This is a genomic window from Bradyrhizobium sp. USDA 4472, assembly GCF_054058595.1.
The window spans coordinates 2,691,583-2,714,877 of sequence record NZ_JBSSAM010000001.1; the positions used below are offsets into that span (position 1 = coordinate 2,691,583).

24 protein-coding genes and 1 tRNA gene are annotated in these 23,295 nt (G+C 64.2%); 16 read left to right on the top strand and 9 right to left on the bottom strand.

Features of this window, described 5'->3' with window-relative positions; all coding sequences use genetic code 11:
- Positions 1-34 precede the first annotated feature (34 nt).
- The 6 genes from ACVWZ4_RS12280 (at position 35) to ACVWZ4_RS12305 (ending at position 6,350) form a co-directional block, all read left to right on the top strand.
- Positions 35-1,402: a cytochrome P450 gene (locus ACVWZ4_RS12280; RefSeq protein ID WP_456740392.1), complete on the top strand. Its 1,368-nt coding sequence runs from the start codon at positions 35-37 to the stop codon at positions 1,400-1,402.
- 45 nt (positions 1,403-1,447) lie between these two features.
- Positions 1,448-2,857, top strand: coding sequence for a DUF5939 domain-containing protein (locus ACVWZ4_RS12285; protein ID WP_456700377.1), 1,410 nt, complete (start codon positions 1,448-1,450; stop codon positions 2,855-2,857).
- A gap of 161 nt (positions 2,858-3,018) precedes the next feature.
- Positions 3,019-3,507: a tellurite resistance TerB family protein gene (locus tag ACVWZ4_RS12290; RefSeq protein ID WP_456740393.1), complete on the top strand. Its 489-nt coding sequence runs from the start codon at positions 3,019-3,021 to the stop codon at positions 3,505-3,507.
- Positions 3,508-3,738: 231 nt separating this feature from the next.
- A complete protein-coding gene (locus tag ACVWZ4_RS12295; RefSeq protein ID WP_456736850.1) occupies positions 3,739-4,518 on the top strand; it encodes an SDR family NAD(P)-dependent oxidoreductase in 780 nt (259 codons plus the stop codon).
- A gap of 125 nt (positions 4,519-4,643) precedes the next feature.
- Positions 4,644-5,438, top strand: coding sequence for a glutamine amidotransferase (locus ACVWZ4_RS12300; protein WP_456740394.1), 795 nt, complete (start codon positions 4,644-4,646; stop codon positions 5,436-5,438).
- Positions 5,439-5,537: 99 nt separating this feature from the next.
- Positions 5,538-6,350 (top strand): enoyl-CoA hydratase, encoded by an 813-nt coding sequence (locus ACVWZ4_RS12305; RefSeq protein WP_456700373.1) that lies wholly within the window; start codon positions 5,538-5,540, stop codon positions 6,348-6,350.
- A gap of 101 nt (positions 6,351-6,451) precedes the next feature.
- On the opposite strand, the gene ACVWZ4_RS12310 is transcribed toward ACVWZ4_RS12305, so the two are convergent.
- Positions 6,452-6,527, bottom strand: a tRNA-Ala gene (locus ACVWZ4_RS12310).
- Positions 6,528-6,714: 187 nt separating this feature from the next.
- On the opposite strand from ACVWZ4_RS12310, the gene ACVWZ4_RS12315 reads away from it, so the two are divergent.
- The 3 genes from ACVWZ4_RS12315 to folD are packed head-to-tail and all read left to right on the top strand — an operon-like array spanning position 6,715 to position 8,248.
- Positions 6,715-7,005, top strand: coding sequence for a YggT family protein (locus tag ACVWZ4_RS12315; protein ID WP_092232626.1), 291 nt, complete (start codon positions 6,715-6,717; stop codon positions 7,003-7,005).
- A 21-nt stretch (positions 7,006-7,026) separates the two neighbouring features.
- Positions 7,027-7,362 carry a DUF167 domain-containing protein gene (locus ACVWZ4_RS12320; protein WP_456740395.1) on the top strand — a complete coding sequence of 112 codons (336 nt, stop codon included), beginning with the start codon at positions 7,027-7,029 and terminating at the stop codon, positions 7,360-7,362.
- A 1-nt stretch (position 7,363) separates the two neighbouring features.
- Positions 7,364-8,248, top strand: coding sequence for a bifunctional methylenetetrahydrofolate dehydrogenase/methenyltetrahydrofolate cyclohydrolase FolD (gene folD / locus ACVWZ4_RS12325; RefSeq protein WP_456740396.1), 885 nt, complete (start codon positions 7,364-7,366; stop codon positions 8,246-8,248).
- Positions 8,249-8,380: 132 nt separating this feature from the next.
- Here the strand turns inward: folD and ppa are convergent, their stop codons facing one another.
- Positions 8,381-8,920: an inorganic diphosphatase gene (gene ppa / locus ACVWZ4_RS12330; RefSeq protein WP_456700370.1), complete on the bottom strand. Its 540-nt coding sequence runs from the start codon at positions 8,918-8,920 to the stop codon at positions 8,381-8,383.
- A gap of 194 nt (positions 8,921-9,114) precedes the next feature.
- Positions 9,115-9,624 carry an N-acetyltransferase family protein gene (locus ACVWZ4_RS12335; protein ID WP_456700369.1) on the bottom strand — a complete coding sequence of 170 codons (510 nt, stop codon included), beginning with the start codon at positions 9,622-9,624 and terminating at the stop codon, positions 9,115-9,117.
- 266 nt (positions 9,625-9,890) lie between these two features.
- Here ACVWZ4_RS12335 and ACVWZ4_RS12340 point away from each other — a divergent pair, with 266 nt between their 5' ends.
- From ACVWZ4_RS12340 to ACVWZ4_RS12355, 4 genes are read left to right on the top strand one after another with little or no spacing between them, the layout of a single operon-like run.
- On the top strand, positions 9,891-10,790 hold the full coding sequence (locus tag ACVWZ4_RS12340) for a dienelactone hydrolase family protein (protein ID WP_456700368.1): 900 nt from the start codon (positions 9,891-9,893) through the stop codon (positions 10,788-10,790).
- Positions 10,787-11,254, top strand: a complete 468-nt coding sequence (locus tag ACVWZ4_RS12345) for a DUF2269 family protein (RefSeq protein ID WP_456700367.1) — start codon at positions 10,787-10,789, stop codon at positions 11,252-11,254. Before ACVWZ4_RS12340 ends, ACVWZ4_RS12345 begins: the two co-directional genes overlap by 4 nt.
- Positions 11,255-11,262: 8 nt before the next feature.
- Complete coding sequence (locus tag ACVWZ4_RS12350; protein ID WP_456763428.1) at positions 11,263-12,582, top strand: SDR family oxidoreductase; 1,320 nt, start codon at positions 11,263-11,265, stop codon at positions 12,580-12,582.
- Between the two features lie 60 nt (positions 12,583-12,642).
- Entirely contained in the window at positions 12,643-13,050 is a 408-nt protein-coding gene (locus tag ACVWZ4_RS12355) for a thiol-disulfide oxidoreductase DCC family protein (protein WP_456740397.1), read from the top strand.
- A 107-nt stretch (positions 13,051-13,157) separates the two neighbouring features.
- Here ACVWZ4_RS12355 and ACVWZ4_RS12360 read toward each other — a convergent pair whose 3' ends face one another.
- The 3 genes from ACVWZ4_RS12360 to ACVWZ4_RS12370 all read right to left on the bottom strand — a co-directional run bounded on the left by ACVWZ4_RS12360 (position 13,158) and on the right by ACVWZ4_RS12370 (position 17,453).
- A complete protein-coding gene (locus ACVWZ4_RS12360) occupies positions 13,158-14,402 on the bottom strand; it encodes a flavin monoamine oxidase family protein (RefSeq protein WP_456736855.1) in 1,245 nt (414 codons plus the stop codon).
- A gap of 162 nt (positions 14,403-14,564) precedes the next feature.
- Positions 14,565-16,391: a translational GTPase TypA gene (gene typA, locus ACVWZ4_RS12365; protein ID WP_092232650.1), complete on the bottom strand. Its 1,827-nt coding sequence runs from the start codon at positions 16,389-16,391 to the stop codon at positions 14,565-14,567.
- A 285-nt stretch (positions 16,392-16,676) separates the two neighbouring features.
- The gene (locus ACVWZ4_RS12370; RefSeq protein WP_456736856.1) at positions 16,677-17,453 is read right to left on the bottom strand and encodes a Crp/Fnr family transcriptional regulator; all 777 of its coding nucleotides are present in this window, start codon (positions 17,451-17,453) and stop codon (positions 16,677-16,679) included.
- A 185-nt stretch (positions 17,454-17,638) separates the two neighbouring features.
- On the opposite strand from ACVWZ4_RS12370, the gene ACVWZ4_RS12375 reads away from it, so the two are divergent.
- Positions 17,639-18,022: a response regulator gene (locus ACVWZ4_RS12375; protein ID WP_456790133.1), complete on the top strand. Its 384-nt coding sequence runs from the start codon at positions 17,639-17,641 to the stop codon at positions 18,020-18,022.
- A gap of 6 nt (positions 18,023-18,028) precedes the next feature.
- Here the strand turns inward: ACVWZ4_RS12375 and ACVWZ4_RS12380 are convergent, their stop codons facing one another.
- A complete protein-coding gene (locus ACVWZ4_RS12380) occupies positions 18,029-19,576 on the bottom strand; it encodes an alkaline phosphatase D family protein (protein WP_456736858.1) in 1,548 nt (515 codons plus the stop codon).
- A 178-nt stretch (positions 19,577-19,754) separates the two neighbouring features.
- A complete protein-coding gene (locus tag ACVWZ4_RS12385; RefSeq protein ID WP_456740399.1) occupies positions 19,755-21,200 on the bottom strand; it encodes a TAXI family TRAP transporter solute-binding subunit in 1,446 nt (481 codons plus the stop codon).
- A 140-nt stretch (positions 21,201-21,340) separates the two neighbouring features.
- Between ACVWZ4_RS12385 and ACVWZ4_RS12390 the strand changes: the two genes are divergently transcribed.
- Together ACVWZ4_RS12390 and ACVWZ4_RS12395 are read left to right on the top strand one after the other, a co-directional pair.
- Positions 21,341-21,646: a 4a-hydroxytetrahydrobiopterin dehydratase gene (locus ACVWZ4_RS12390; RefSeq protein ID WP_456700359.1), complete on the top strand. Its 306-nt coding sequence runs from the start codon at positions 21,341-21,343 to the stop codon at positions 21,644-21,646.
- Positions 21,647-21,735: 89 nt separating this feature from the next.
- The gene (locus ACVWZ4_RS12395; RefSeq protein ID WP_456700358.1) at positions 21,736-22,119 is read left to right on the top strand and encodes a YkvA family protein; all 384 of its coding nucleotides are present in this window, start codon (positions 21,736-21,738) and stop codon (positions 22,117-22,119) included.
- A 12-nt stretch (positions 22,120-22,131) separates the two neighbouring features.
- Here the strand turns inward: ACVWZ4_RS12395 and ACVWZ4_RS12400 are convergent, their stop codons facing one another.
- On the bottom strand, positions 22,132-23,286 hold the full coding sequence (locus ACVWZ4_RS12400) for a TAXI family TRAP transporter solute-binding subunit (protein WP_456700357.1): 1,155 nt from the start codon (positions 23,284-23,286) through the stop codon (positions 22,132-22,134).
- Between the last annotated feature and the right edge of the window lie 9 nt (positions 23,287-23,295).

Genomic DNA, 23,295 nt, shown 5'->3' on the forward strand with positions numbered 1-23,295 from the left:
GCCTTTACGGCGACGACATCTGCGGGAGCGAGCCATGACCATCGCCAGTGTGCGTCGGCCCATCATTCCCCCGACACCGCCGCGCGCGCCGGACAATTTGTCGTTCTTCGGCCGCGTCGCGGTGATCAGGCAGAACATGATCGCGACCTGGGGGCAGCGCGCCTACGAGGAAGAGATCATCCAGGGTCGCTTCTTGCTGCACAAGAGCTTCATCCTGAACCAGCCGGACGCGATCCGGCATGTTCTGATGAGCAATTACGAAAACTATACGCGGACGCCGGCGGGCATCCGCATGCTGCGTCCCGTGCTCGGCCAAGGCCTCCTGCTTGCCGAGGGCCACGGCTGGGCGCATCAGCGCCGCACGCTCGCGCCCGCCTTCACGCCGCGTGCGACCGCCAACCTCGTTCCGCACATGACGGCCGTGCTCGACGAAACGATCGGGAAGCTGGATGCGCGCACGAACGAGCCGGTCGATCTGCGCGAGGTCATGCAGCGCATGACGCTGGAGATCGCCGGCCGCACGATGTTCTCGTTCGGCATGGACCGGCACGGCCCGACCCTGCGCAATTTCGTGATGGAATATGGCGAGCGGCTCGGGCGCGCCTATTTCCTCGACATGGTACTGCCGGTCTCCTGGCCGACGCCGATGGATCGGGCGCGCGCCCGCTTCCGCACGCGCTGGACCGAGTTCGTCGCGATGCTGATCGCCGAACGGCGCGCGGCGGGCAAGAAGGACGGAGCGCCGCCGCGCGATCTGTTCGATCTGATGGACGAGTCGCGCGATCCTGAAACGGGCAAGGGATTTTCGGACGAGCAACTCGTCGACGAGGTCGCGACCATGATCCTGGCGGGTCATGAAACGACCGCGACCGCCCTGTTCTGGGCGCTCTATCTGCTTGCGCTCGATCCTGACACGCAGGAGGAAGTTGCCTCCGAGACACGCGGCGAGCATCTCGACAGCATGGCTGATATCGACCGGCAGAAATTTACCCGCGCCACGGTCGATGAAACCATGCGGCTCTATCCGCCGGCCTTCCTGATCGCCCGGGCCGCGCGCGGCAAGGACAATGTGGCCGGCGCTGAGGTCAGCAAGGGCGATATCATCATGATCGCGCCCTGGCTGTTGCACCGGCACGAGAAGCTGTGGGATCAGCCGAACGCCTTCATTCCCAAGCGCTTCATGACGAAAGAGCAGCCGGACCGCTTCGCCTATCTGCCGTTCGGTGCGGGCCCGCGCGTCTGCATCGGCGCGCCGTTCGCGCAGGCCGAGTCCGTGCTGGCGCTGGCGCGGTTGATCGGCACGTTCCGCGTCGAACTGGCGGACGCGACGCCGGTCATTCCCTATGGCGTGGTCACGACCCAGCCGGACCACTCACCCATGTTCCGTATCACGCGTCGGTGACAGGCTCTCGCGGTTGAAATGTTCCACCCCAGATAGAGTTACGCCATGAGCGATATCCAGGCCCAGTTTTCCGTTCTGAAGCAGACCGCCGACGCGAAGGTTGTCGATGCGATCGCGCGTCTCATCGAAGACGGCGACGATCACGAGCTGAACCGGGTCAATGTCCTCGATTTCGCCAGGCAGCATGACGTCGACGAAGAGCGCGCGATCTCCGCCTTCCTGCATTCGGCGCGGCTGGGATTGTTCGATCTCGGCTGGAATGTGCTGTGTCCCGGCTGTGGCGGCGTACTTGGCGCCCATACGACGTTGAAGGCGCTGAAGCCGGACGATTATCACTGCGCGCTCTGCGCCTGCGGCTACAAGGCTTCCGTCGACGATCAGGTCGAGGTCTCCTTCACCGTGAATCCACGCGTGCGCCGCATTGCCGCGCACGACCCCGACACCCTTCCCGTGTGGGAGTATTTCAAGCAGGTGTTCTGGAGTTCGGGTGTCGACTTCAATAAGGAATCCTTTGCGACACTGGCCAACGAGGTGATGCTCGATACGATGGAGCTGCAAGCCGGCGAGAAGGCGACCATGTCGCTGCAACTGCCGAGCGACTTCATCATCATCTTCGAGCCGGTGACACACGCCGCTCATTTCATCGACGTTCAGGGCGAGCCGACCAAGGACCGTCAGCAACTCGCGATCATGTACAACAAGGTGCAGGCGCCGACGGGGACGACGACGATGCGGCCGGGGCCGCTGCGGCTGTCGCTGGAGAACCAGGCCGGCGTCCGCGTGCTGCCGTCGGTCTTCATTGCGGCCGATGCGCTCCATCACCTGATCGGCCAGCGCAAGCCGTTCCTTACCGCAAAGCGCATGCTGTCGAACCAGACGTTTCGCGATGTGTTCAAGGCAGACAATCTCAGCCTCGACCAGCGGCTGCAGATCACCTCGCTGACCTTCCTGTTCACCGATCTCAAGGGCTCGACGGCGCTCTACGAGCGCGTTGGCGACCTCGCCGCCTTCGATCTCGTGCGGGCGCATTTCCACGCGCTGCTCGAGATCATCTCGTCGGAAAAGGGTGCGGTGGTGAAGACGATCGGCGATGCCGTGATGGCGACCTTTGTGCGTCCCGAGCATGCAATCGTTGCGGGTTTGCGCATGCGCGCTGCGATGGACAAGCTCAACAAGCAGCGCGGCACTGATGATCTCATCGTCAAGATCGGTATCCACGAGGGACCCTGCCTGGCGGTGATGCTCAACGAGCGGCAGGATTATTTCGGCCAGACCGTCAACATCGCGGCGCGCGTGCAGAGCCTATCGACCGCGCAGGAGATCCACATCACCGGTCCGGTGCTGGATGCGCCGGCGGTTGCCGAGATCCTTCATCGGCGTGAGATCAAGCCGATCCAGAAGCAGGCGGCGCTCCGCGGCATCGCCGACAAGATGGTGGTGTACGAGATACCGTGAGGGCCCGTGCGCAACTGCGCACCAGGGCGGGACGAGAGCAGATTGCCGAAACGTAATGCAGCGCGCGGGACTGGCGCTTGTTGCGCCGCTTGAGTTCCTCGCTCATATAGGGCTGGTAGCCGCCGCGCTCCTCGCGGCGCCATCGATTTCGGTAGGATCTCATGCTTGACGGCCTGCGCCAATTCATCGAGGACATTGTTGCTCCCCATGCCCAGGACCGTGCCTTTGGAGACAGCGATTACCGGCTGGCGGCGACCGCGCTTCTGATCCATGTGGTCTCGCTGGACGGCCAGCCGACGCAGGCCGAGCAGCGCAAGCTGCACGGCCTCATCGAAAGCCATTTCAAGCTCGATCGTGGCACGGCCGACCGGCTGATCGCGGACGCGACGGAGGTCGAGGGCGAGGCGGTCGATCTCTATCACTTTACCAGCGTCATCATGCGCTCGCTCGACGAAGAGGGCCGCAAGCGGATCGTCGAGATGATGTGGGAGCTGGTCTATGCCGACGGCCAGGTGACCGAGTTCGAGGACAACGTGGTCTGGCGCGCCTCCGACCTGCTCGGGATTTCCCAGCGTGACCGGATCGATCTCAAGCACGCGGTCGCGAACCGCGCCGGCGGTCAGCTCAAGGATAGCGCTCTCGGCGGCTGAGCGATCGGCAACGCGACGATTGCCGATTGTATCGACGACATGACGAAACTTTAATGTAGCCGTCGTAATCTCCCGGCGCCGGATTCCCTTCTAAATCCGCGGTTTTTCTCACTTTCCCCGTTACTCCGCTCTGGCGGCCATGCTGCCGGCGCCGCTTGCTTGTCGCGCATGGCTTATGCTCCAGTTCCCCCATTACGGGGCCAAAAATCTTCAATTCAAGAGACAGCGATCGTGACTGAGCGGGTAACGTTGATCACCGGCGCTTCGGCGGGCATCGGTACGGAGCTGGCGCGTGTGTTTGCCGCAAACGGGCACCGGCTTGCGCTGACGGCACGACGTGCCGACCGGCTCGAGGCGCTGGCGAACGAACTCGCCTCTACGTGCGGCAAAAAGCCCATCGTGATCGCCTGCGATCTCCAGCAAGCCGATGCCGGCGAACGGATCGCAGCCGCGCTCGCTGCCGAGGACGTCGAACTCGATCATCTCGTCAACAATGCCGGCTTCGGCGTATTCGGCGACGCCGTCGAGCGGGACCGCGACGAGCAGGTCGGCATTGTCGATGTCAACGTGCGTGCACTGACCGATCTGTCGCTGCGCTTTGCCGATCAACTGATCAGGAACAGGGGCGGCCTTCTCAATGTAGGCTCCGTCGCGGGCTTCCTGCCGGGTCCCGGGATGGCCGTGTACTACGCGTCCAAGGCCTATGTGATTTCGCTCACTGAGGCTTTGCGGGCGGAGCTCGCGCCGCGCGGCGTCCGCGTCACCGTGCTTTGCCCGGGTCCGGTGCCGACCGAATTCCAGGCGCGCGCCGGCGTCGGCTCCGGGCATGATACGGCCCTGCTCAATGTGTCGGCAGCCGAGGTTGCACGCGATGCCTATCGTGGCCTGATGGCGAACAAGCGGGCAGTGCTGCCGGGTCTCGGCATCAAGATCGTGCCATTCGCGCTGCGCTTCTTCCCGCGCGGCTTCATCCTCTCGGCCACCAGCAGATTCCAGAGGCAGCGGCACTGAAGATCGCCAAATCCCGGGAATGGCCCGGAGTTTGCTTTGGTCCTGCGGTGTGTGTGCAAACTCACACGATGTTAACCACCGCTTAGCTATGCTGATGGCTTGAACCGCTCGCACTCGCAAAGGCCATGTCGTTCCGGACGAACAGGTTTGGTGGCGCAGATGTGGTGCCCTTCTCCGGAAGAGCGCCGAGCGCGGCCGCCTCCGAACGCCGGCTGCCGGTTCTGATCATCCTGCACCAGGAATCCTCGACACCAGGCCGCGTCGGCAATGCGCTCCGCGCGCTCGGCCATCGCCTCGACATCCGCAGGCCGCGCTTTGGAGACGCCCTGCCCGACACGCTCGACCAGCACGCCGGTGCCGTCGTCTTCGGCGGCCCGATGAGCGCAAATGATCCCGACGAGTACGTCCGCCGCGAGATCGACTGGATCGAAATTCCGCTCCGCGAGCAGCGGCCGTTCCTCGGCATCTGCCTGGGCGCGCAGATGCTGGCGATGCAGCTCGGGGCCCGCGTCGCGCCGCATCCGCAGGCGCTGACCCAGATCGGTTACTACCCGATCCGTCCGACGACGGCGGGACACGCGCTCTGCCCGGATTGGCCCGCGCAGGTCTATCACTGGCATCGCGAAGGCTTTGAGCTGCCTGAAGGCGCCGAACTGCTGGCGGAAGGCGATGACTTTCCCAACCAGGCGTTTCGATCAGGCAATGCCTTCGGCGTGCAGTTTCATCCTGATGTGACCTACGCCATGATGCATCGCTGGACCACGCGCGGCTATGACGGGCTCAGCGCGCCCGGCGCGCGCGAGCGGCATCATCATTTCGCGGACCGTGCGGTCCATGACGCCGCGGAACGTGCCTGGCTCGATCATTTCATCGACAGCTGGTTGGCGCGCCGGCCGGTGCTGGCGCAAGCCGCCGAGTAACCCGCGCCTTTGCTCAGGTGCCTGCTCCATCCCTGACTGTGCTAGGCTCGCGGCCAACGAGCGCGCGCGAACGCGTGCCGGCAGCAAAGGGAGAGCGTCATGGCCTATGAGCATATTCTCTATGAGGTGAGGGACAAGATCGCGACCATCACGCTCAATCGGCCTGATCGGATGAACGCGTGGACGCCTGTCATGGAACGCGACGTGCGCCATGCCATGGAAGCCTCGAGCGCCGATGACAATGTCCGCGTCATCGTGCTGACAGGCGCAGGTCGCGCCTTTTGCGCCGGCGCCGACATGGACGCGCTGAAAGGGCTTGATCCAAACGACGTCGGGCGCGCCTCCAACCTGCCACCCTTCGACATGAATCGCCGTCCGGACTGGCAGACGCGCTACGGTTTCTATCCGTCGATCGGAAAACCCGTCATCGCAATGCTCAACGGCGCCACTGCCGGCATCGGCCTCGTGCATGCGCTGTATTGCGACCTGCGCTTTGCCGCCGACAACACCGTGTTCACCACAGCCTTTGCACGGCGCGGCCTTATCGCCGAACACGGCATGAGCTGGATGCTGCCGCGCATCGTCGGTCATGCCAATGCGATGGACCTGCTGCTCTCGGCGCGTCGTGTTTCGAGCGACGAGGCGTTGCGGATCGGGCTGGTGAACCGGCTCTGCTCGCCCGACAAGCTGCGCGAGGAGACCTACGCCTACGCCCGCGACCTCGCTGATTTCGTCTCGCCGAGCGCGATGGCCGTGATCAAGCGGCAGCTCTACGAGGTGCCGTTCCAGACGCTGGCGGAGGCGACGATCGAGGCCAACAGGGAGATGATGGTGGCGCTGAACGGCAGCGATTTCCGGGAGGGCGTCGCAAGCTTCATGGAGAAGCGGCCGCCAAGGTTTACGGGGAGGTAGGGGGCAACAGTCCGTCTACGCCCTACGGGCTTCGCCGGACACCATGCTTCACCCTTCGGGCTTCTCGCGGCTGCGCCACGCTTAGCCCGAAGGGCGAAGCGTGGTGGAGCCAGGCGGGATCGAACCGCCGACCTCGTCATTGCGAACGACGCGCTCTCCCAGCTGAGCTATGGCCCCTTTGCTGGCCGCTCTGGTAAACGCGGCCGACAACCGGGCGCCATTTAAGTCCCCGCCAAGGTCAAGTCAAGGACGGGTGTAAGGGGGTTTTACCCACCCGGACACCGACTTCCCTTGTTTGGGCCGGGGGGAACCGGTATCTAGCGGTGATCACCGCCACGACACAGGCCCAGAGAGTGTTTCGCTGATGCGCCCGATAGTCTTCATTCTGATCCAGATCATCAATCTCTACATCTATCTGCTGATCGCATCTGCAATCCTGTCCTGGTTGATCGCGTTCAACGTCGTGAATACCCGCAACCAGTTTGTCGGGGCGATCGCGGAGTTTCTCTATCGGATCACCGAACCGGTCCTCGGACCCATCAGGCGCAGGCTGCCCAGCATGGGCGGGCTCGACATGTCTCCGATCGTCGCCTTCTTCGTGCTGTGGTTGATCCAGCTCTACCTCGCCGAGTACGTCTATCCGAACGTGCCGTAGGCCCGGAACCGTGGCCGAGCCTTGAGCGGACCTTGGCGAGTCTCCTCGGCGGGCATCAGCATCGCGCTGCGGGTGACGCCGCGCGGCGGACGTGACAGCATCGACGGGATCGAGCGGCTGTCCGACGGTCGCAGCGTGCTAAATGTGCGCGTGCGTGCCATTGCCGATGCCGGCGAGGCCAATCGCGCGGTGCTGGCGCTGCTGGCGAAATCGCTCGGCGTGCCCAAGGCCAGCGTCAGTCTCCTGTCCGGGACGACGTCGCGGCTGAAGCAGGTCGCCGTCGCGGGTGATCCGGCCGGACTTACCGAAGCGTTGCGCAAGCTCGCGCCGGTCAAATCGACAGACGAGGGGAACTGACATGACGGCCAGGATCATCGACGGAAAAGTCATCGCGGCGGACCTTCGTGCCCGCGTCGCCGACGAGGTCGCCCGCGTCAAGCGCGAGCACAATCTGGTGCCTGGCCTCGCCGTGGTCCTGGTCGGCCAAGATCCCGCCAGCGAGGTCTATGTCCGCTCCAAGCATACGCAAACCCAGGCGGCCGGCATGGCGTCGTTCGAGCACAAGCTGCCCGCGGATGTCTCGCAGGCCGATCTGCTGGCGCTCGTTGCCAAGCTCAACCGCGATCCTGCGGTGCACGGCATTCTCGTGCAACTGCCGCTGCCCAAGGGGCTGAATACCGAGGCCGTGATCAATGCCATCGATCCCGCCAAGGACGTCGACGGCCTGCATCCGAACAATGCCGGCCGGCTCGCCGGCGGCTTCCAGGCGCTGTCCCCATGCACGCCGCTGGGCTGCATCATCCTGACCAAGAGCGTGCACCCCTCGCTCGAAGGCATGAACGCCGTCGTCATCGGCCGCTCCAACCTGGTCGGCCGTCCGCTGGTGCAATTGCTGCTGAACGAGAACGCCACGGTGACGATCGCCCATTCGCGCTCGCGCGACCTGCCGGGGATCGTGAGGCAGGCCGACCTCGTCTACGCCGCTGTCGGCAGGCCGGAGATGGTGCGCGGCGACTGGCTGAAGCCGGGCGCGACCGTGATCGACATCGGCATCAACCGCATCCCGAAGGAGGACGGCAAGACCCGTCTCGTCGGCGATGTCGCCTATCAGCAAGCACTCGGCGTTGCCGGTGCGGTCACGCCGGTGCCTGGAGGCGTCGGCCAGATGACGGTCGCCTGCCTGCTCGTGAACACGCTGCGCGCGGCGTGTGCGATCGCCGGTCTGCCGAAGCCCGCGGTGTAGCGCCGCGCTGGTGTCCCGGACGCGGCGCGGCACGAAATGAAACGACGCTGAGCCGGCACCCCTGGCCGCGCTGTATTGGGCCCCGGCTCAGCAGCGCAGCGTTTCCGCTGCGCTGCATCAGGGGCATCAACCTCACACCTTCTTCTTTTTCTTCTCGCGCTCGATGCCTTCGAGGATCAGCTTCTGCGCTTCCTCGGGGCCACCCCAGCGCGTGATCTTCACCCATTTGCCCTTCTCGAGATCCTTGTAGTGCTCGAAGAAGTGCTGGATCTGCTGCAGCGTGATGTCGGGGAGGTCGGAATACGACTTCACCTTGTCGTAGCGCTGCGTCAGCTTCGACGACGGCACCGCCAGAATCTTCTCGTCGCCGCCCGCTTCGTCTTCCATGAACAGCACGCCGACCGGGCGCACGCTCATGACGGCGCCGGGGATGATGGCGCGGGTGTTGACGATCAGCACGTCGCAGGGATCGCCGTCGTCCGACAGCGTGTGCGGGATGAAGCCGTAATTACCGGGGTAACGCATCGGCGTGTAGAGGAAGCGGTCGACCACCAGCGTGCCGGCCTCCTTGTCCATCTCATACTTGATCGGTTCGCCACCCACGGGGACTTCGATGATGACGTTGACGTCCTCAGGAACGTTTTTTCCGATTGAGACCGCATCGATACGCATTGGAAAGGCTCCGTTATTGCCGACGTTAAATCTCGCCCGGCAGCGATTTTCGGCGCTGTCATACGCGGGCTTGGCCCGCTGATCCATCGTGTTTTCATGAAATAATGAATCCGGCGATCATCGGCGCAGAAGGCTGATGGTATCGACGGATGGGCCCCCCTGCCGGTTAAGGTTTCAGCGGCTCAGGAGAAATCTTAGTTGGTCCAGGCGAAGGCGACCTTGTCGAGCGCCTTCGGCCCGAACCGCTCCGAGGAGCGCGCCACCATGCGACCGCCAAGCGCCCGGTAGAACTCGGTCGCCGGATCATTGTCCGAGAGCGCCCACACGACCATGCTCTTCAGATTGCTCTGCATGAGGTCGCGGCGGGCCGCCGTGAACAGGCGGCGGCCGAAACCGAGGCCCTGAAATTCGGGGCGCAGGTAGAGCTCGTAGATCTCGCCGTCGAAGTGCAGGCTGCGGGCGCGGTTGCGGCCGTAATTGGCGTAGCCTGCGATCTTGTCGCCGAACACGAGCACGCTGACGCGGCTGCCCTTGCGGATCGCGCTGTCCCACCACTGTGGACCGCGACGATTGATCAGCTTCTCCAGCTCGGCGCCGGGAATGATGCCCTGATAGGCGGAACGCCAGGCTTCGTCATGGGTGGACGCCACCGCAGCTGCATCGGCAGCTTTCGCCGGCCGGACCTCGATCAGGGTTGTGCTCATGGAGGGGATCAAACCAAGTCGCCGCGCCGGCGGCAAGTCCTATCGTTAATTATCGGTTAACCTGTGGACTTTCTGCATCAGTATTTTGACCATGCTGTACCGAAAAAAGACAAGACGTCTTTTCGAACGGCGCCGGGTCGCCATGTGCCGGTGCAAAACTCCGCGGCCGCAACCAATGAAGCATGATTGCAATGCAGAAATTCCGCCCGGAGTGATTCGTTCGGATTAATCTGGCCCGCGTCATCGGTGTTCGCTCTCGGCAATTCATGCGGTTCTTCAAGTCTCTTACCCCTCTGCTTGTGCTGGCCTTGCTGACGGCGCCGCCTCTGCGCGCTCAGGTCGCGTTCGGCGCATCGGGAGCAGAGGGCGAGCCGCTTCGTCGCCAGGAATGGCGCGTGCCGTCACCGGAAGCCGACATCGCTGCGCGTGCGCTGCTGTTTCGCCCCCTTGGTCGTGGTCCGTTCCGGCTCGCGGTGATCGCTCATGCCTCGACGCAGAACGTGCTGCGTCGTGCGCAAATGCCGCAGCCGGAATACCGCGCGCTCGCAGCGTTTCTCGTCGCGCGCGGCTTTGCCGTGCTGGTGCCGGAGCGCCTCGGCCATGGTGCGACCGGTGGCCGATATGTCGAGGACCAGGGCGGCTGCGACGAGGCGGACTACGCGCGCGCGGGCCGCGCCACCGCAGAGGAAATTTCGCTCGCGCTGGATTATCTGCAAAAGCAGGACTTCATTCGCAAGGACGCCGCTATCGTGCTCGGCCATTCCGCCGGTGGATGGGGTGCACTGGCGCTTGCGAATGCCGATCCGAAAGCGATCTCGGCGATCGCGGTGTTTGCGCCCGGGCGCGGTGGTCACGCCAATGACGAGCCGAACAAGGTCTGCGCGCCGCATACGCTTCTCGCCGCCGCTGCCGAGTTCGGCAAGTCGGCGCGCATTCCCGTCACCTCGCTGGTTGCAGCCAATGACAGCTATTTTGCGCCGGCCTTTTCGAAGGCCCTGGCGGATGCATTTCGCAGCGGCGGCGGCAAGGACGATTTTCATATGCTGCCGGCCGCCGGCAGCGAGGGGCATTGGATGATCGAGACCGAGGCGGGCGTCGAGGCTGCAAGCAGCCAACTGACGCGTGCGCTGAACCTGCCAAGACCTGTGGCGACCAGAACGCCATGACGCTGTATTTCCTGGTCAAATATCTGCACGTGCTCGGCGCCATCGTCATCCTCGGCACCGGGACCGGTATCGCCTTCTTCATGCTGATGGCCCATCGCACTGATAACCCGGACTTCATCGCCCGCACGGCGTCGCTGGTCGTGATTGCGGATGCGATCTTCACGCTGTCGGCGGTGATCCTGCAGCCGGTCACGGGCGGGTTGCTGATGATGCTCTCATCCACGTCGATCGCGGAACGCTGGATCGTCGTCTCACTCGCGCTTTACGCGATCGCGGGCCTGTTTTGGATTCCCGTCGTCTTCATGCAGATCGAGATGCGCGATCTCGCGCGCAAGGCCGCAGATCAGCGCACCGCGCTGCCCGCGCGCTACTCCGTCCTGTTCCGTCGCTGGTTCGCGTTCGGCTTCCCCGGCTTCGGCGCGACGATGGCGATCCTCTGGCTCATGATCGCAAAACCGTCTTGAAAGATGTCATGAGCTCTCGAACCATCTTGGTGCTCGGCGCCTCGGGTCTGATCGGCCGCTATGTCATTGACGATTTGCGCGAGCGCGGCCTTCGCGTGGTTGGTCTCGCACGCAGCCTGTCACCGGCACAGAGAATGAGCGCGCTCGATATCGAGTTGCCGATCCTGTCGCTCGACGCGGCCGCCCTGACCGCCTTGCTGAAGGAGCATGCGGTTGATCTCGTCGTGAACTGCCTCGGCGTGCTCCAGGATGGTCCCGGGAGCGACACCAGCGCCGTTCATCGCGATTTTGTCGCACGGCTGCTTCAAGCCATCGCCGTGAGCGGCCGCGCGATCAGGCTGGTGCACATCTCGATTCCCGGAACAGCCGAAACCGATCGCAGCGCGTTCGCCACCACCAAGCGCGAGGCCGAGCGGCTGATCGCGGCTTCGGGCTTTGCTCACGCGATCCTGCGGCCCGGCTTCGTCGTGGCACCGTCAGCCTATGGCGGCAGCGCCATGCTGCGCGCGCTCGCCGCCTTCCCGTTCGACTTGCCGGACAAGGAGATGGCGACACCATTCCAGCCTGTCGCGGTCGAGGATATTTCGGCGACCGTCGCCTGGCTCGCCGCGCGCGACATCGACGATGCGTCCATGAAAGCGGTCAGCTGGGATCTGATGCAATCCGAGCCGATCACCATGGCCGGCGTCGTCAAGCAGTTTCGCCACGCGTTCGGCACAGCCGGTTGGCCGCGCATCGCGATGCCGGCTCTCATGCTCGATCTCGGTGCCGGGATCGGCGATCTCGCGAACACTCTCGGCTGGATGCCGCCGATGCGCTCTACGGCGATCGCCGAGTTGCGCCGCGGTGTCACCGGTGATCCCTCGGCGTGGATCGCCGCGTCAGGCATCACGCCGAAGACGCTCGCAGAAACGATCGGGCGCCATCCCGCCACCATTCAGGACAAATGGTTCGCGCGGCTGTTCCTGGTCAAGGCATTGATCTTTGCGAGCCTGGTCGCGTTCTGGCTCGTCTCCGGCGTCATCGCGCTGTTCGTGTCCTACCGCGCCGCCACCGGCATCCTGGCTACGCACGGCTTTCCGGCGCCGCTGGTCGATCCCATCACGGCAGGTGCCAGCCCGATGGACATGAGCATCGGCGTGCTGATCGCCTTCCGCCGCACCGCTGCAATCGGCCTGATTGCGGGCATCGTCGCCTCACTCGGCTATATGTGCGGCGCGGCGATCCTGACGCCGGATCTCTGGATCGAGCCGCTCGGCGCGCTGGTGAAGACAGGACCGGCGATCGTGCTGATGCTGATGGCGCTTCTGATGCTGGATAATCGATAGCGTTTTCGAGCCAAGTGGATACCGTTTCGCGTGAAGAATACGCGCCAAAAAGAGGATCTGATGCCAAAATGGCCTGATGACGACGTCATCCTGTTCGACGGCGTCTGCATCTTCTGCTCGCGCTGGGTGCGCTTCGTCGCACAGCGCGACACGGCGAAGCAGTTTCGCTTCACGCCGATCCAGTCGGATTATGGGGCGAGGCTCGCGCGCACGTTGGGCATCGACCCCGATGACCCCGACACCAATGCCGTCGTCCATGACGGCGAGGCGTTCATGAAGTCCGATGCAGCGCTGACGGTGCTGTCGCTGCTTCCCGGCTGGGGTTGGGCGCGCGCTCTGTTGGCCGTGCCGAAGCCCCTGCGCGACCCCGTCTACGGCCTCATCGCGCGCAACCGCTATCGCATCTTCGGCAAGTATGATGCGTGCTTCGTGCCGGATGCCGATTTGCGCGCGCGTGTGATCGAGTAGGGGTGCCTTCCTGTTCTTGCGAGGAGCGAAGCGACGAAGCAATCCAGGCTGTTACCGCCTGCCAGTCTGGGATTGCTTCGCTGCGCTCGCAATGACGGAGTGGGTGGTCATGGCTTGCCGACAATCGCCAGCACTTCCTCCGCTGCCCGTTCTCCGCTGTCCCGCGCCCCATGGGCCGTCGTGAAGAAATTCGGCGACGTCGCTTCACCCGCAAAGAACAATCGCCCATCGACCGGCGCAGCCAGCACCGCGCGGTCCCCCGCACGTCCCGGCAGCGCGTGCGAGTAGGACCCTCGCGCAAACGGGTCATGGCCCCAGCGCGACTCATATAGCGGCTTCAGCTTGCTGCGGATCTCGTTGCCGAGGAAGCCTGCGATCTCGTCGATGCTGTGCGCGGCGATGGCGCCTTCGCCTGCATCTTCGAGCTGGCGAGCAAAGCTGCCGCCGAAAAAACCTTCGATGCAGGGTTGGCCGAACGGGCGGATGTGATAGGTGCCCATTCCGGTGCGCATGGTGGCGCCGCGTAGATTGCCTTCTTTCGGGAAGGCCTCGGCGCCGTCGAGCGCGAGTGTCACCTTGTCGTCGAGGCCGAGCGGCAGGCCGGCGGCGGCATCGACCTTGGCGGGAAGCGGCGGCGAGAAGCGGATCGCTTCCTCGGCGATGAGGTTGGTCGGCACGGTGACGATCACCTTGTCGGCGGTGAGCCTGCCCAGGGATGTCTCAAGGCGGACGTGCTTGCCGGAATGGTCGATCAGCGCGACATTGCAGTTCAGCGCGACCGGGCCGGGCGCGCCATAGGCGGCGATCAGCGCGCCATAGCCGCGGCGGACGCGCCAGTTGAGCTCGCTGTCCTCATAGGCGTCCCAGTCGAGCGTCGACATGTCCTCGAGTTCGCAGCCGTTGATGTAGGTCGAGATCGCGTCGATCATCGGATTCCAGCGATTGCCGGGTTCGAGGCTGCGGCTCGCGGGCTCGTCCTTGCCCTTTTGCGCGGACTGCCACAGTCGCTCGTAGAACGCGTCCATCGCGCGCATGAAATCGTCGCGGAGCTCCTGCGGAAACGCATTGCCATAGGCGCGCTCGCGCCAGGGCGGCAGGTCCTTGTTGAGCTCGAAGCCGAGTTTTCGCGCGATCGCGACGAAGGAGTTCCTGTCCGCTGAATGAAGCCAGCCGCAGCCGACGTCGAAGGTGACCTCAGGCGAGGCCTGCACGGTCCAGGCGCGGCCGCCGAGGCGGTTGCGCGCCTCCAGTACGATCACGGACAGCCCGGAGCCTTCCAGCGCATGTGCGGCGCCGAGGCCGGCTGCACCGGCGCCGATGATTGCGACGTCAACGGAGGAAGGCAAGGACATGGGTGGGCTCTAGCACGTTCGCTGAGGCGCCACCACAAAACGAGATGTCATCACCCGCGAAAGCGGGTGATCCAGTATTGCAGAGACGGTTGTGAAGTACAGAGAGGCCGCGGCGTACTGGATTCCCCGCCTGCGCGGGGAATGACGGTGATGACCCGGCTTTTACGCCACCGCTTCCTTGGCCTTTTCGGCGCGCTTGCGCTCGTTCGGGTCGAGGTGCTTCTTGCGCAGGCGGATCGACTTCGGGGTGACCTCGACGAGCTCGTCGTCCTCGATATAGGCGAGCGCCTTTTCCAGCGTCATGCGGATCGGCGGGGTCAGGCGCACGGCTTCGTCCTTCGAGGTCGTGCGGATGTTGGTGAGCTGCTTGCCCTTGAGCACGTTGATCTCGAGATCGTTGTCGCGGGTGTGCTCGCCGACAATCATTCCCTTGTAGACCTTCCAGCCCGGCTCGATCATCATCGGGCCGCGGTCTTCCAGCTTGAACATGGCGTATGCCACCGCTTCGCCCTGGTCGTTGGAGATCAGCACGCCATTGCGGCGGCCCTGGATCTCGCCCTTGTAGGGGGCATAGCCGTGGAACAGGCGGTTCATGATCGCGGTGCCGCGGGTATCGGTCAGCAGTTCGCCCTGGTAGCCGATCAGGCCGCGGGTCGGCGAGTAGAACACCAGCCGCTGGCGGTTGCCGCCCGAGGGCTTCATCTCGATCAACTCGGACTTGCGCTCGCTCATCTTCTGCACGACGACGCCGGAATGCTCCTCGTCGACGTCGATCACGACCTCCTCGATCGGCTCCATGGTGGCGCCGGTCGCTTCGTCCTTCTGGTAGACGACGCGCGGGCGCGACACCGAAAGCTCGAAGCCCTCGCGACGCATGGTCTCGATCAGGATCGCGAGCTGCAATTCGCCGCGGCCGGACACTTCCATCGCATCCTTGTCGGCGGCCTCGACCACGCGCAATGCGACGTTGCCTTCGGCTTCGCGCAGCAGACGGTCGCGGATCATGCGGCTCGTCACCTTGTCGCCTTCGGTGCCGGCGAGCGGGGAGTTGTTGACGATGAACGACATCGACACGGTCGGCGGATCGATCGGCTGCGCGGGCAGCGGCACCTCGACGGTCGGATCGCAGAAGGTGTCGGCGACAGTGCCTTTGGTGAGGCCCGCAATCGCGACGATGTCGCCGGCTTCGGCTTCGTCGAGCGGCGTGCGCTCGAGGCCGCGGAACGCCAGGATCTTGGTGATGCGCCCGGTCTCGACCAGCTTGCCGTCGGCATGCAGCACCTTGACCTGCTGGTTCGGCTTGAGCACGCCTGACGAGATGCGGCCGGTGATGATGCGGCCGAGATAGGGGTTGGCCTCCAGGATGGTGCCGATCATGCGGAACGGACCTTCCTCGACCTTCGGCGGGGCGACGTGGCGCAGCACCAGGTCGAACAGCGGCTCCATGCCCTTGTCCTGCGGACCCTCGGGGCTCTCGGCCATCCAGCCCTGCTTGGCCGACCCATACAGGATCGGGAAATCGAGCTGCTCCTCGCTGGCGTCGAGCGCCGCGAACAGGTCGAACACCTCGTTGATGACTTCGGTCGGACGCGCGTCCGGGCGGTCGACCTTGTTGATGACGACGATCGGCTTGAGGCCGACCTTGAGCGCCTTGGAGACCACGAATTTGGTCTGCGGCAACGGACCTTCGGCCGCGTCGACCAGCACCAGGGCGCCATCCACCATGTTCAGGATGCGCTCGACCTCGCCGCCGAAATCGGCGTGGCCGGGCGTGTCGACGATGTTGATGCGGGTGTCCTTCCACTGCACCGAGGCCGCCTTGGCCAGAATGGTGATGCCGCGCTCACGCTCCAGATCGTTGGAGTCCATCGCGCGATCCGTCACCTTCTGGTTCTCGCGGAACGTACCGGACTGTTGGAGGAGCTTGTCGACGAGGGTCGTCTTGCCATGGTCGACGTGGGCGATGATGGCGACGTTACGGAGGTTCATGAGTGAGCTTCTTTGCGGTCGGACAATGTGTTAAGCGCGATCTCGCCGGTCAAGCCGGGACCTCTTCACGGACAACGCTGAAACGTGGAAAACGGGGCCTATTACACCCAAAAAGGAAGCCCGGCCAGATCGACCGGGCACTCCATACGTTTGCGGCGCAATATAAGCAAAAACCGCCAAAAAACAATGCGTTCTTTCGGGATTGGTGGATTGAATTTTGCCCGGGAATTCCCGGGTCTTAAGGACGGTTTGGGCCCTGAACCGGCCGCGGCGGGTGCCCGGACGTCAGCCCTGCGCCGGACTGCTGTTCGCCTCCTCGCTCGGATAGACCCCCCGCAGCACCTCCTCGAAATGCAGCTTCACGGCGTCGTTGCACAGGCAGGCGCGCAGGCGCAGGCCGTCATGATTGCGGACCAGGATCGAGCCGCGCCTGGTGTCGAGCACGCCTTCGGCCTTGAACGATTGCAGCACGCGGCTGGCATAGCTGCGCCCGACCCCGAGCAAGGTGGCGAGCTGCTCATGCGTCAGTGGCACGCTGCTTTCGTCGCCGGTCCGCTCCATCGCCGCGATGATCCATTTGGCCGTGCGCTGCTCGATCGAGTGGATCGCGTTGCAGGCGGTCGACTGGAAAATCTGCGCCAGCATGCAGTCGGCGTACCGGGCGAAGATATTGCGCAGTGACGGCGAGCGCGCCTTGGCCGCCTCCAGTCTGCCGACGTGAATGTGCGCAAATGGCCCGCCGAACTTGACGCAGATGCGGGTATAGGCCGGCAGAAATCCTTCGCTGACGATGCCGCCGACGGCGCCTTCGCGGCCGACCAGAATGGTCTCGACGTCGCGCCCGTCTTCGTTCGGGACCAGGAACGTCGCGAGCGACGGCCCGCAGGGAAAGTGCACGACCTGGACATCGTCGCCGGGGCTGTAGAGCAGATGGTTCGCGCCGGCCTCGTCAACGGTGACATAGGATGCGATCAGCGCATAATCGGCCGGGCTCAGCCGCCGCAGAAGATTGTTGGCGGGGCGGCTCTCGACCTCGCTTGCCTTGCTGATACGCGCATCCATCGTGAACTCCCGTCCTCCTCCTCACAGTAGCGAGTTCCGCCCACGGCCTGTGTGCACATGTGGACAGACGTGAAAACTGTTCTGTGGTGAGTTTCGTTCCGGGAACCCTCCGATGCGCTGGGCGCAGGCGTCGGCCTGAGGCTGTCCTGACCGGTAATACCATGCAGCCCTCAATAGACACGATCATGATACCTGCTTCCCCGGACGGTGCGGCCGACATTCCCGCTGATGTGCTGATCGTCGAGGACGATCCGATCATCGCCATCGATTTCGAGGATCGCCTGCTCGGTTTTGGCGTGAGAAGCGTCCGCACCGTGGGCACGGTCGCGCAGGCCTTGGATGCGATCGCGAGGCGCGCGCCCGATTTTGCGCTGCTCGACGTCTCTCTGATCCGCGAAACAAGCTTCGCGATCGCCGAGCGGCTCGGGGCGCTGGAAATTCCCTACGTCTTCGTCACCGGCTACGGCGCGGAGACCAGCATTCCCGCGCAGTTCGCCGCGCGCCCGCGGCTGCAAAAGCCGTGCTCCAGCGATGCGCTGGAGGCAGCGTTGCAGACGCGCGGCGGCTAAGTCGGCTCAGGCGAATTTCGGATCGAGCGTGGTCGACCACAGCGCGACATCGGCGCGGTCGCGCAAGGTCACGGTCATCTGGCCGGACGCGCCATCGATCTTGACGTGGCCGAAGAACTGCATGCCCGCGGACGGCGGCAGGTTCTGCTTGTCGTTGCCCGGTGCCTTGACGAAGCGCACCTCCGGACCAAACGTATTGTCGAGCTCGTTCGGACCGAACGTGCCGGCATGCAGCGGACCCGAGACGAATTCCCAGAACGGCTCGAAATCCTGGAATTGCGCCTTGTTCGGATCGTAATAATGCGCGGCGGCGTAGTGCACGTCCGCCGTCAGCCACACCGTATTCTTGATCGGCGCCATCTTGATGAAGCGAAGGATGTCGGCGATCTCGAGCTCGCGGCCGCGCGCCGGGCCATCGCCTTGGGCGAATGCTTCCGAGCCCTTCTTGTTGGTGGCGTCGTCGTAGACGATCAGGCTGAGCGGCATGTCGGAGGCGATCACCTTCCAGGTCGCACGCGAATTGAGCAGTTCGCGCTTCAGCCAGGCCATCTGCTCGGGGCCGAGGAAATAGCTGGCCGGGCCGTAATCCGCCTCGAGATTGGCGCCGTTCGGGCCGCGATAGCTGCGCTCGTCGAGGATGAAGACGTCGAGATGCGGGCCGTAGGAGATCTTGCGATAGACCCGGCCCGGCTCATTGATGCTCTCGCGCATCGGATACATCTCGTGGAAGGCGCGGCCCGCGCGCGCGGCGAGCAGCGAGATGTCGCGCACCTTGTAGGTCGAGGGCAGGTCCTTCGAGAGCGACCAGTTGTTGGTCACCTCGTGATCGTCCCACTGCACGAAGATCGGCACCTCGGCATTGAAGGCACGGACATTGTCGTCGGTGAAATTGTATTTGTGCGCGGCGCGGTACTCGTCCAGCGTCTCCGCGACCTTGGCTTTTTCGGGGATCGTGACGTTCTTCCAGACCTTGCCGTCGGCAAGCTTGACCTCGGAGGGGATCACGCCGTCGGCGTAGATGGTGTCGCCGGAATGCAGGAAGAAGTCCGGGCGGTGCTTGCGCATCGCCGAGAAGGTGAACATGCCGCCGTCATCGGGATTAATGCCCCAGCCCTGGCCTGCGACGTCGCCGCCCCAGACGAAGCTGACGTCGCGGCGGTCGGCCGGCGCGGTGCGGAAGCGGCCGACTACCGGCTCGCCTTCGATCGCGGTGTGGGAGAGATCGCGGAAGCGGACGCGGTAGAAGATGTCCTGTCCGGCAGGGAGATTGTCCACCAGCATCTTCGCGGTGAAGTCGCTCTCGGGCAGTGCCGCGATGGGCGGCAGCGCGCGGGCGTCCTTGAAGGTATCAGTCGTCGCCACATCCACCAGCATTTGCGCCGGCCGGTCGGTGCGCGCCCAGACCACGCCGCCATCGACGGTGATGTCGCCGGACTGTACGCCATGGGTCACCGCAGGGCGGTCGGCGGCGCGCGACAGATGCGGCATCGCGATGGCGCCGAGTGCACCGGCGCTGGTGGTGAGGAAACGACGGCGGGAGAATTTGATCTTCATGGGCTCGCTGGCTCATTGTCTTGCGCCGTCATTCCGGAGCGCGCGAAGCGCGAATCCCGAAGCTCGAGATTCCCCGGTGCGCAATTGCGCACCTGAGGTCTGGTCCTTCGGACCATCCCGGAATGACAGCGGGAGCTATATTGAGAGAATGTGACGGGGCGATTACAAGCGCGCGCGTTTATGCGTTGCCGGCGGCCCGGAATTGCGCGCCGGTGCGCTGCAGGTTCTGCGGCAAGGCGATCAACACGGCCTTGCGGTCGGCAACCGCCGCGTGGAATTGGTCGAGCGCAATGTTGAAGGCGGTCAGCGCGCCTTCCTCGATCGCCCCGTGATCGTAGCAGCGCAGCGTGTCGCGCAGGATGTCGTCGGCTTCGGCCTGCATCTGGTCGAGGTCCTCGGTAGTCTCGCTCTTGCGGGCCGCGGCGAGCATGTCGAGCAGGCGCTCGCGCAAATGGCTGTTGTTGTCGCGCTCGTCCCTCTTCAGATAGCCGGCGAACCAGGCGCCGATCGAGCCGGTGGCCGAGAGCGCCATCAGGCTCCACCAGATGTAATCGCTGTATTTGTCGAGGAAGGTCTTCTCCTCGCCATCGACGAAGGCCGCGGCGCCCGGATGCACGGGGATCACTGCGTCCTTGTCGGTATCGGGCGTTTCGATCTTCGCGGTTTGCGGGAATTCGGTCAGCAATTGCTGGCGCACGGCGAAGAGCTGCCGGGTGAAGGCTGCGACCGTGGTCTCCGACAGGCCTTTGCGCGCCACGATGTGGTGCGAGAAGCTGATGGTCTTGACCTCGTCATCGGGACGATCGGGAGACCCGCCGTAAGTGCCGGCAGGAATTTCCGAGGCCTCATAGACCGGATGGTTCTGCGCGATCGCGTCAGCCGAATCGATCGCGATGAAGGTCGGCGAGCCGCCATCCTTGGCGGAGGCCGCGATCGCATCCGCCGTGATCTTGCTGTTGACCGGGCCGGCCGCGAGATAGACGTCGGCCTTCTGGCTCTTGATCGCTTCGGCGGCTTCGCTCGCCGGGAATTGCACGATCTCGACCTTGGTGGGATCGACGCCATATTGCTGCAGGATCACCTTGAGCAGGCTGACATTGGCCTGGGTGCGGCCGATCACGCCGATGCGATGGCCGGCGAGCTGGGCGATCTTGGTGATCTTCGCGCCCTTCTTCTTGCCCTTGCCGGGCACTGACCAGAGCACCGCGACGTTCTTGCGCAGCGTGGCGACCGCTTGCGCGTTCTTGGGGACATCGAGATCGCCGCGCACGATCGCAAGATCGGCCTTGCCTTCGGCGAGTTGCTCCGCGCTGGCGGTGGCGCCGTCGGTCTGGATCGGGCGCAGCCGCACGAAGCCCTTGCTCTGCGCGAAGGCCTGCGTGAGCGCCTGCACCACCTTGACGTCGTCGCTGTTGGCGGGACCGACCGCAATCTTCAGCGTCACCGGTCGCATCGCGAAATAATAGCCGCCGGCCAGCGCGCCGACGATGGCGAGCACCAGCGCCAGAGACACGAGCGCCGTCTTCCGCGCCGCGGATCGCGGCGAAGGCGGAGAGGGCGTTTCGGCCAGGTTTGAATCCCCGGTCATCGATCTCCCAAACAGGCGCTTCAGGCTCAGTCTCATCTCGGCCGGCGATTTGCACCCGCAATTGTAGCAAATTTCTTGTCCGGCGGGGTTACATCTGCGTCATGGTTAGCGGATCGATCCGAACCCGGGCCATAGGCACGGTGTTAGGGTAAAGTTCCCCTGAAGGACGGAGGACGATGATGGCAGGACGGCTATCGGCGGACACACGCAAGCAGGCACTGGGCGGTATCCCGGGCTGGACCGAGGTCCAGGGCCGCGATGCCATCGGAAAAACCTTTGTCTTCAAGGATTTCAACGAGGCCTTCGGCTTCATGACCCGCGCGGCGCTGGTGGCCGAGAAGATGGATCACCATCCGGAATGGCGCAATGTCTACAAGACGGTCGAGGTGGTGCTGTCGACCCATGATGCGGGCGGCGTCACCAAGCTCGACATCGAGCTTGCCACGGCGATGAATGCCATCGCTAAGCCGGTATCAGGCTGACACTTGCAGGCAGGATTCGCATCCCCATGTCGTGATCAGCATACGATGCGGCGATCCGCCGCGTCCGGTTGAAGGGGAGTTTTCCAGACATGGCTGCCGAACACAGCGTCGGCTTCGAGCCGGCCGATCGGCTCGCGGAGGATCGTGACAGCGTGCGCCGCCGCTTCTGGAGCAAGCTGAAGCGCGTCGCCGCGCATCTGCCGTTCGCGGAAGATCTGCTCGCCGCCTATTATTGCGCGTTCGACCGGCAGACGCCGCGCCATGTGCAGGCATCGCTGCTGGGCGCGATTGCCTATTTCATCCTGCCGTTCGACTTCATTCCAGACGTGATGCCGGTGCTCGGCTTCACCGACGATGCCGCCGTGCTCGCGACCGCCATCCGCATGGTCGCGAGCCACATCACGTCGGAGCATCGGCAGGCCGCGCGCGCCGCACTGAAGCGCGGTGTGGAAGCGACGGACGCCGCGCAATAACAGGAGGGCTCGCTACTTCTTCTCCGCCCGTGCTTTCTCGGCGTCCCAGGCCTGGAATTGCTTGAACAGCGTCTCCCTTTCTGCGTCGGACACCTTCGCAGCTGCCGGGCTCTGCTTCAGAAAGGCCTCGAAGCGCTGCCGCGTCACCGGCTCGATACCATGCCGGTCAAGCCATTGCTGCGCCACCGGCAATCTGTTCCAGCCGGCGAGCGGCGCCGCAAGCGAGACCTCCTTCCATTTGGGATGGAAGGGCGGGTTCTGGAGCGCGGGGAATTTGGTGAAGAACGCGTCCACGAACAGCGCGAGCTTGCGATAGCGCTCGGTGTTCGGCGCCCAATTATACGCGGCAAGCACCGCCGGCACCGCGATCGTGTCCACGCTCTCGCCGTCCTTGATCAGGTTCGGGTAGTCCTTGGGCGTCAGCGTCGCCGGCAGATAGTCGCTCTGGAGCGGCTTTGCATAGTCGACGCCGGCAAGATGGAAGCGTCCGTCATTGCTGAAGGTCGAGACCGACTTGTACGGCTTGCCGCCGACCACGACGACGGCGTCGATCTCTCCAGCCTTCAGCTTCTCCATCGCGATACGCTGCTCGATATAGACGAATTTCGCCTTGATCCCGAGCCGCTCGAACACGGTGAGTGCGGTGACGAAGGTGCCGCCGTTGGGCAGGTCGACGCTCACCGTCTTGCCTTCGAGGTCCTTGAGGGTGGCGACCGATTTCGGCGCGATCACCTGCATCTCTTCATTGTAGAGCTTGGACACATAGGTGAACTGCTTCTTGATGTCCTTGGCGAAGCCCTTGCGCTCGAGATAGTCGAGCGTGTCGGCGCGCACGATGCCGAGATCGACGCCTTGCAGGAACAGGATGTCGGCAACGCTCTGCACCGAGCCGCGGCCGACGATCGGCAGCACGCGGATCTTGTTGCCGTCGTCGAGGACGGAGGCGAGGTCGGCGCCGAATTGCACGTAAGTGCCGCCGATCGTGCCGGTTATCAGCGTGACGGTGTTGGCGTTCAGCGCCTGCTTGGTCGAGTTCGAGCCGAACTGGAAGATGGCTTTCAAGCTGTCCGAGACCTTGGCCGGATCGTATTCGGTCTGCTCGGCGCGTGCCGCGAAGGCACAGATCGTCAAGACGGCGGCAAGCGCCATCTTCAAAGTGTTACGCATGATGTCCCC

Excerpts from the sequence above, each read along its gene's own strand:
- ACVWZ4_RS12280 (WP_456740392.1), top strand. The coding sequence starts at position 35 with ATGACCATCGCCAGTGTGCGTCGGCCCATCATTCCCCCGACACCGCCG.
- ACVWZ4_RS12285 (WP_456700377.1), top strand. The coding sequence starts at position 1,448 with ATGAGCGATATCCAGGCCCAGTTTTCCGTTCTGAAGCAGACCGCCGAC.
- ACVWZ4_RS12290 (WP_456740393.1), top strand. The coding sequence starts at position 3,019 with ATGCTTGACGGCCTGCGCCAATTCATCGAGGACATTGTTGCTCCCCAT.
- ACVWZ4_RS12300 (WP_456740394.1), top strand. The coding sequence starts at position 4,644 with ATGTCGTTCCGGACGAACAGGTTTGGTGGCGCAGATGTGGTGCCCTTC.
- ACVWZ4_RS12305 (WP_456700373.1), top strand. The coding sequence starts at position 5,538 with ATGGCCTATGAGCATATTCTCTATGAGGTGAGGGACAAGATCGCGACC.
- ACVWZ4_RS12315 (WP_092232626.1), top strand. The coding sequence starts at position 6,715 with ATGCGCCCGATAGTCTTCATTCTGATCCAGATCATCAATCTCTACATC.
- folD (WP_456740396.1), top strand. The coding sequence starts at position 7,364 with ATGACGGCCAGGATCATCGACGGAAAAGTCATCGCGGCGGACCTTCGT.
- ppa (WP_456700370.1), bottom strand. The coding sequence starts at position 8,920 with ATGCGTATCGATGCGGTCTCAATCGGAAAAAACGTTCCTGAGGACGTC.
- ACVWZ4_RS12335 (WP_456700369.1), bottom strand. The coding sequence starts at position 9,624 with ATGAGCACAACCCTGATCGAGGTCCGGCCGGCGAAAGCTGCCGATGCA.
- ACVWZ4_RS12340 (WP_456700368.1), top strand. The coding sequence starts at position 9,891 with ATGCGGTTCTTCAAGTCTCTTACCCCTCTGCTTGTGCTGGCCTTGCTG.
- ACVWZ4_RS12345 (WP_456700367.1), top strand. The coding sequence starts at position 10,787 with ATGACGCTGTATTTCCTGGTCAAATATCTGCACGTGCTCGGCGCCATC.
- ACVWZ4_RS12350 (WP_456763428.1), top strand. The coding sequence starts at position 11,263 with ATGAGCTCTCGAACCATCTTGGTGCTCGGCGCCTCGGGTCTGATCGGC.
- ACVWZ4_RS12355 (WP_456740397.1), top strand. The coding sequence starts at position 12,643 with ATGCCAAAATGGCCTGATGACGACGTCATCCTGTTCGACGGCGTCTGC.
- ACVWZ4_RS12360 (WP_456736855.1), bottom strand. The coding sequence starts at position 14,402 with ATGTCCTTGCCTTCCTCCGTTGACGTCGCAATCATCGGCGCCGGTGCA.
- typA (WP_092232650.1), bottom strand. The coding sequence starts at position 16,391 with ATGAACCTCCGTAACGTCGCCATCATCGCCCACGTCGACCATGGCAAG.
- ACVWZ4_RS12370 (WP_456736856.1), bottom strand. The coding sequence starts at position 17,453 with ATGGATGCGCGTATCAGCAAGGCAAGCGAGGTCGAGAGCCGCCCCGCC.
- ACVWZ4_RS12375 (WP_456790133.1), top strand. The coding sequence starts at position 17,639 with ATGATACCTGCTTCCCCGGACGGTGCGGCCGACATTCCCGCTGATGTG.
- ACVWZ4_RS12380 (WP_456736858.1), bottom strand. The coding sequence starts at position 19,576 with ATGAAGATCAAATTCTCCCGCCGTCGTTTCCTCACCACCAGCGCCGGT.
- ACVWZ4_RS12385 (WP_456740399.1), bottom strand. The coding sequence starts at position 21,200 with ATGAGACTGAGCCTGAAGCGCCTGTTTGGGAGATCGATGACCGGGGAT.
- ACVWZ4_RS12390 (WP_456700359.1), top strand. The coding sequence starts at position 21,341 with ATGATGGCAGGACGGCTATCGGCGGACACACGCAAGCAGGCACTGGGC.
- ACVWZ4_RS12395 (WP_456700358.1), top strand. The coding sequence starts at position 21,736 with ATGGCTGCCGAACACAGCGTCGGCTTCGAGCCGGCCGATCGGCTCGCG.
- ACVWZ4_RS12400 (WP_456700357.1), bottom strand. The coding sequence starts at position 23,286 with ATGCGTAACACTTTGAAGATGGCGCTTGCCGCCGTCTTGACGATCTGT.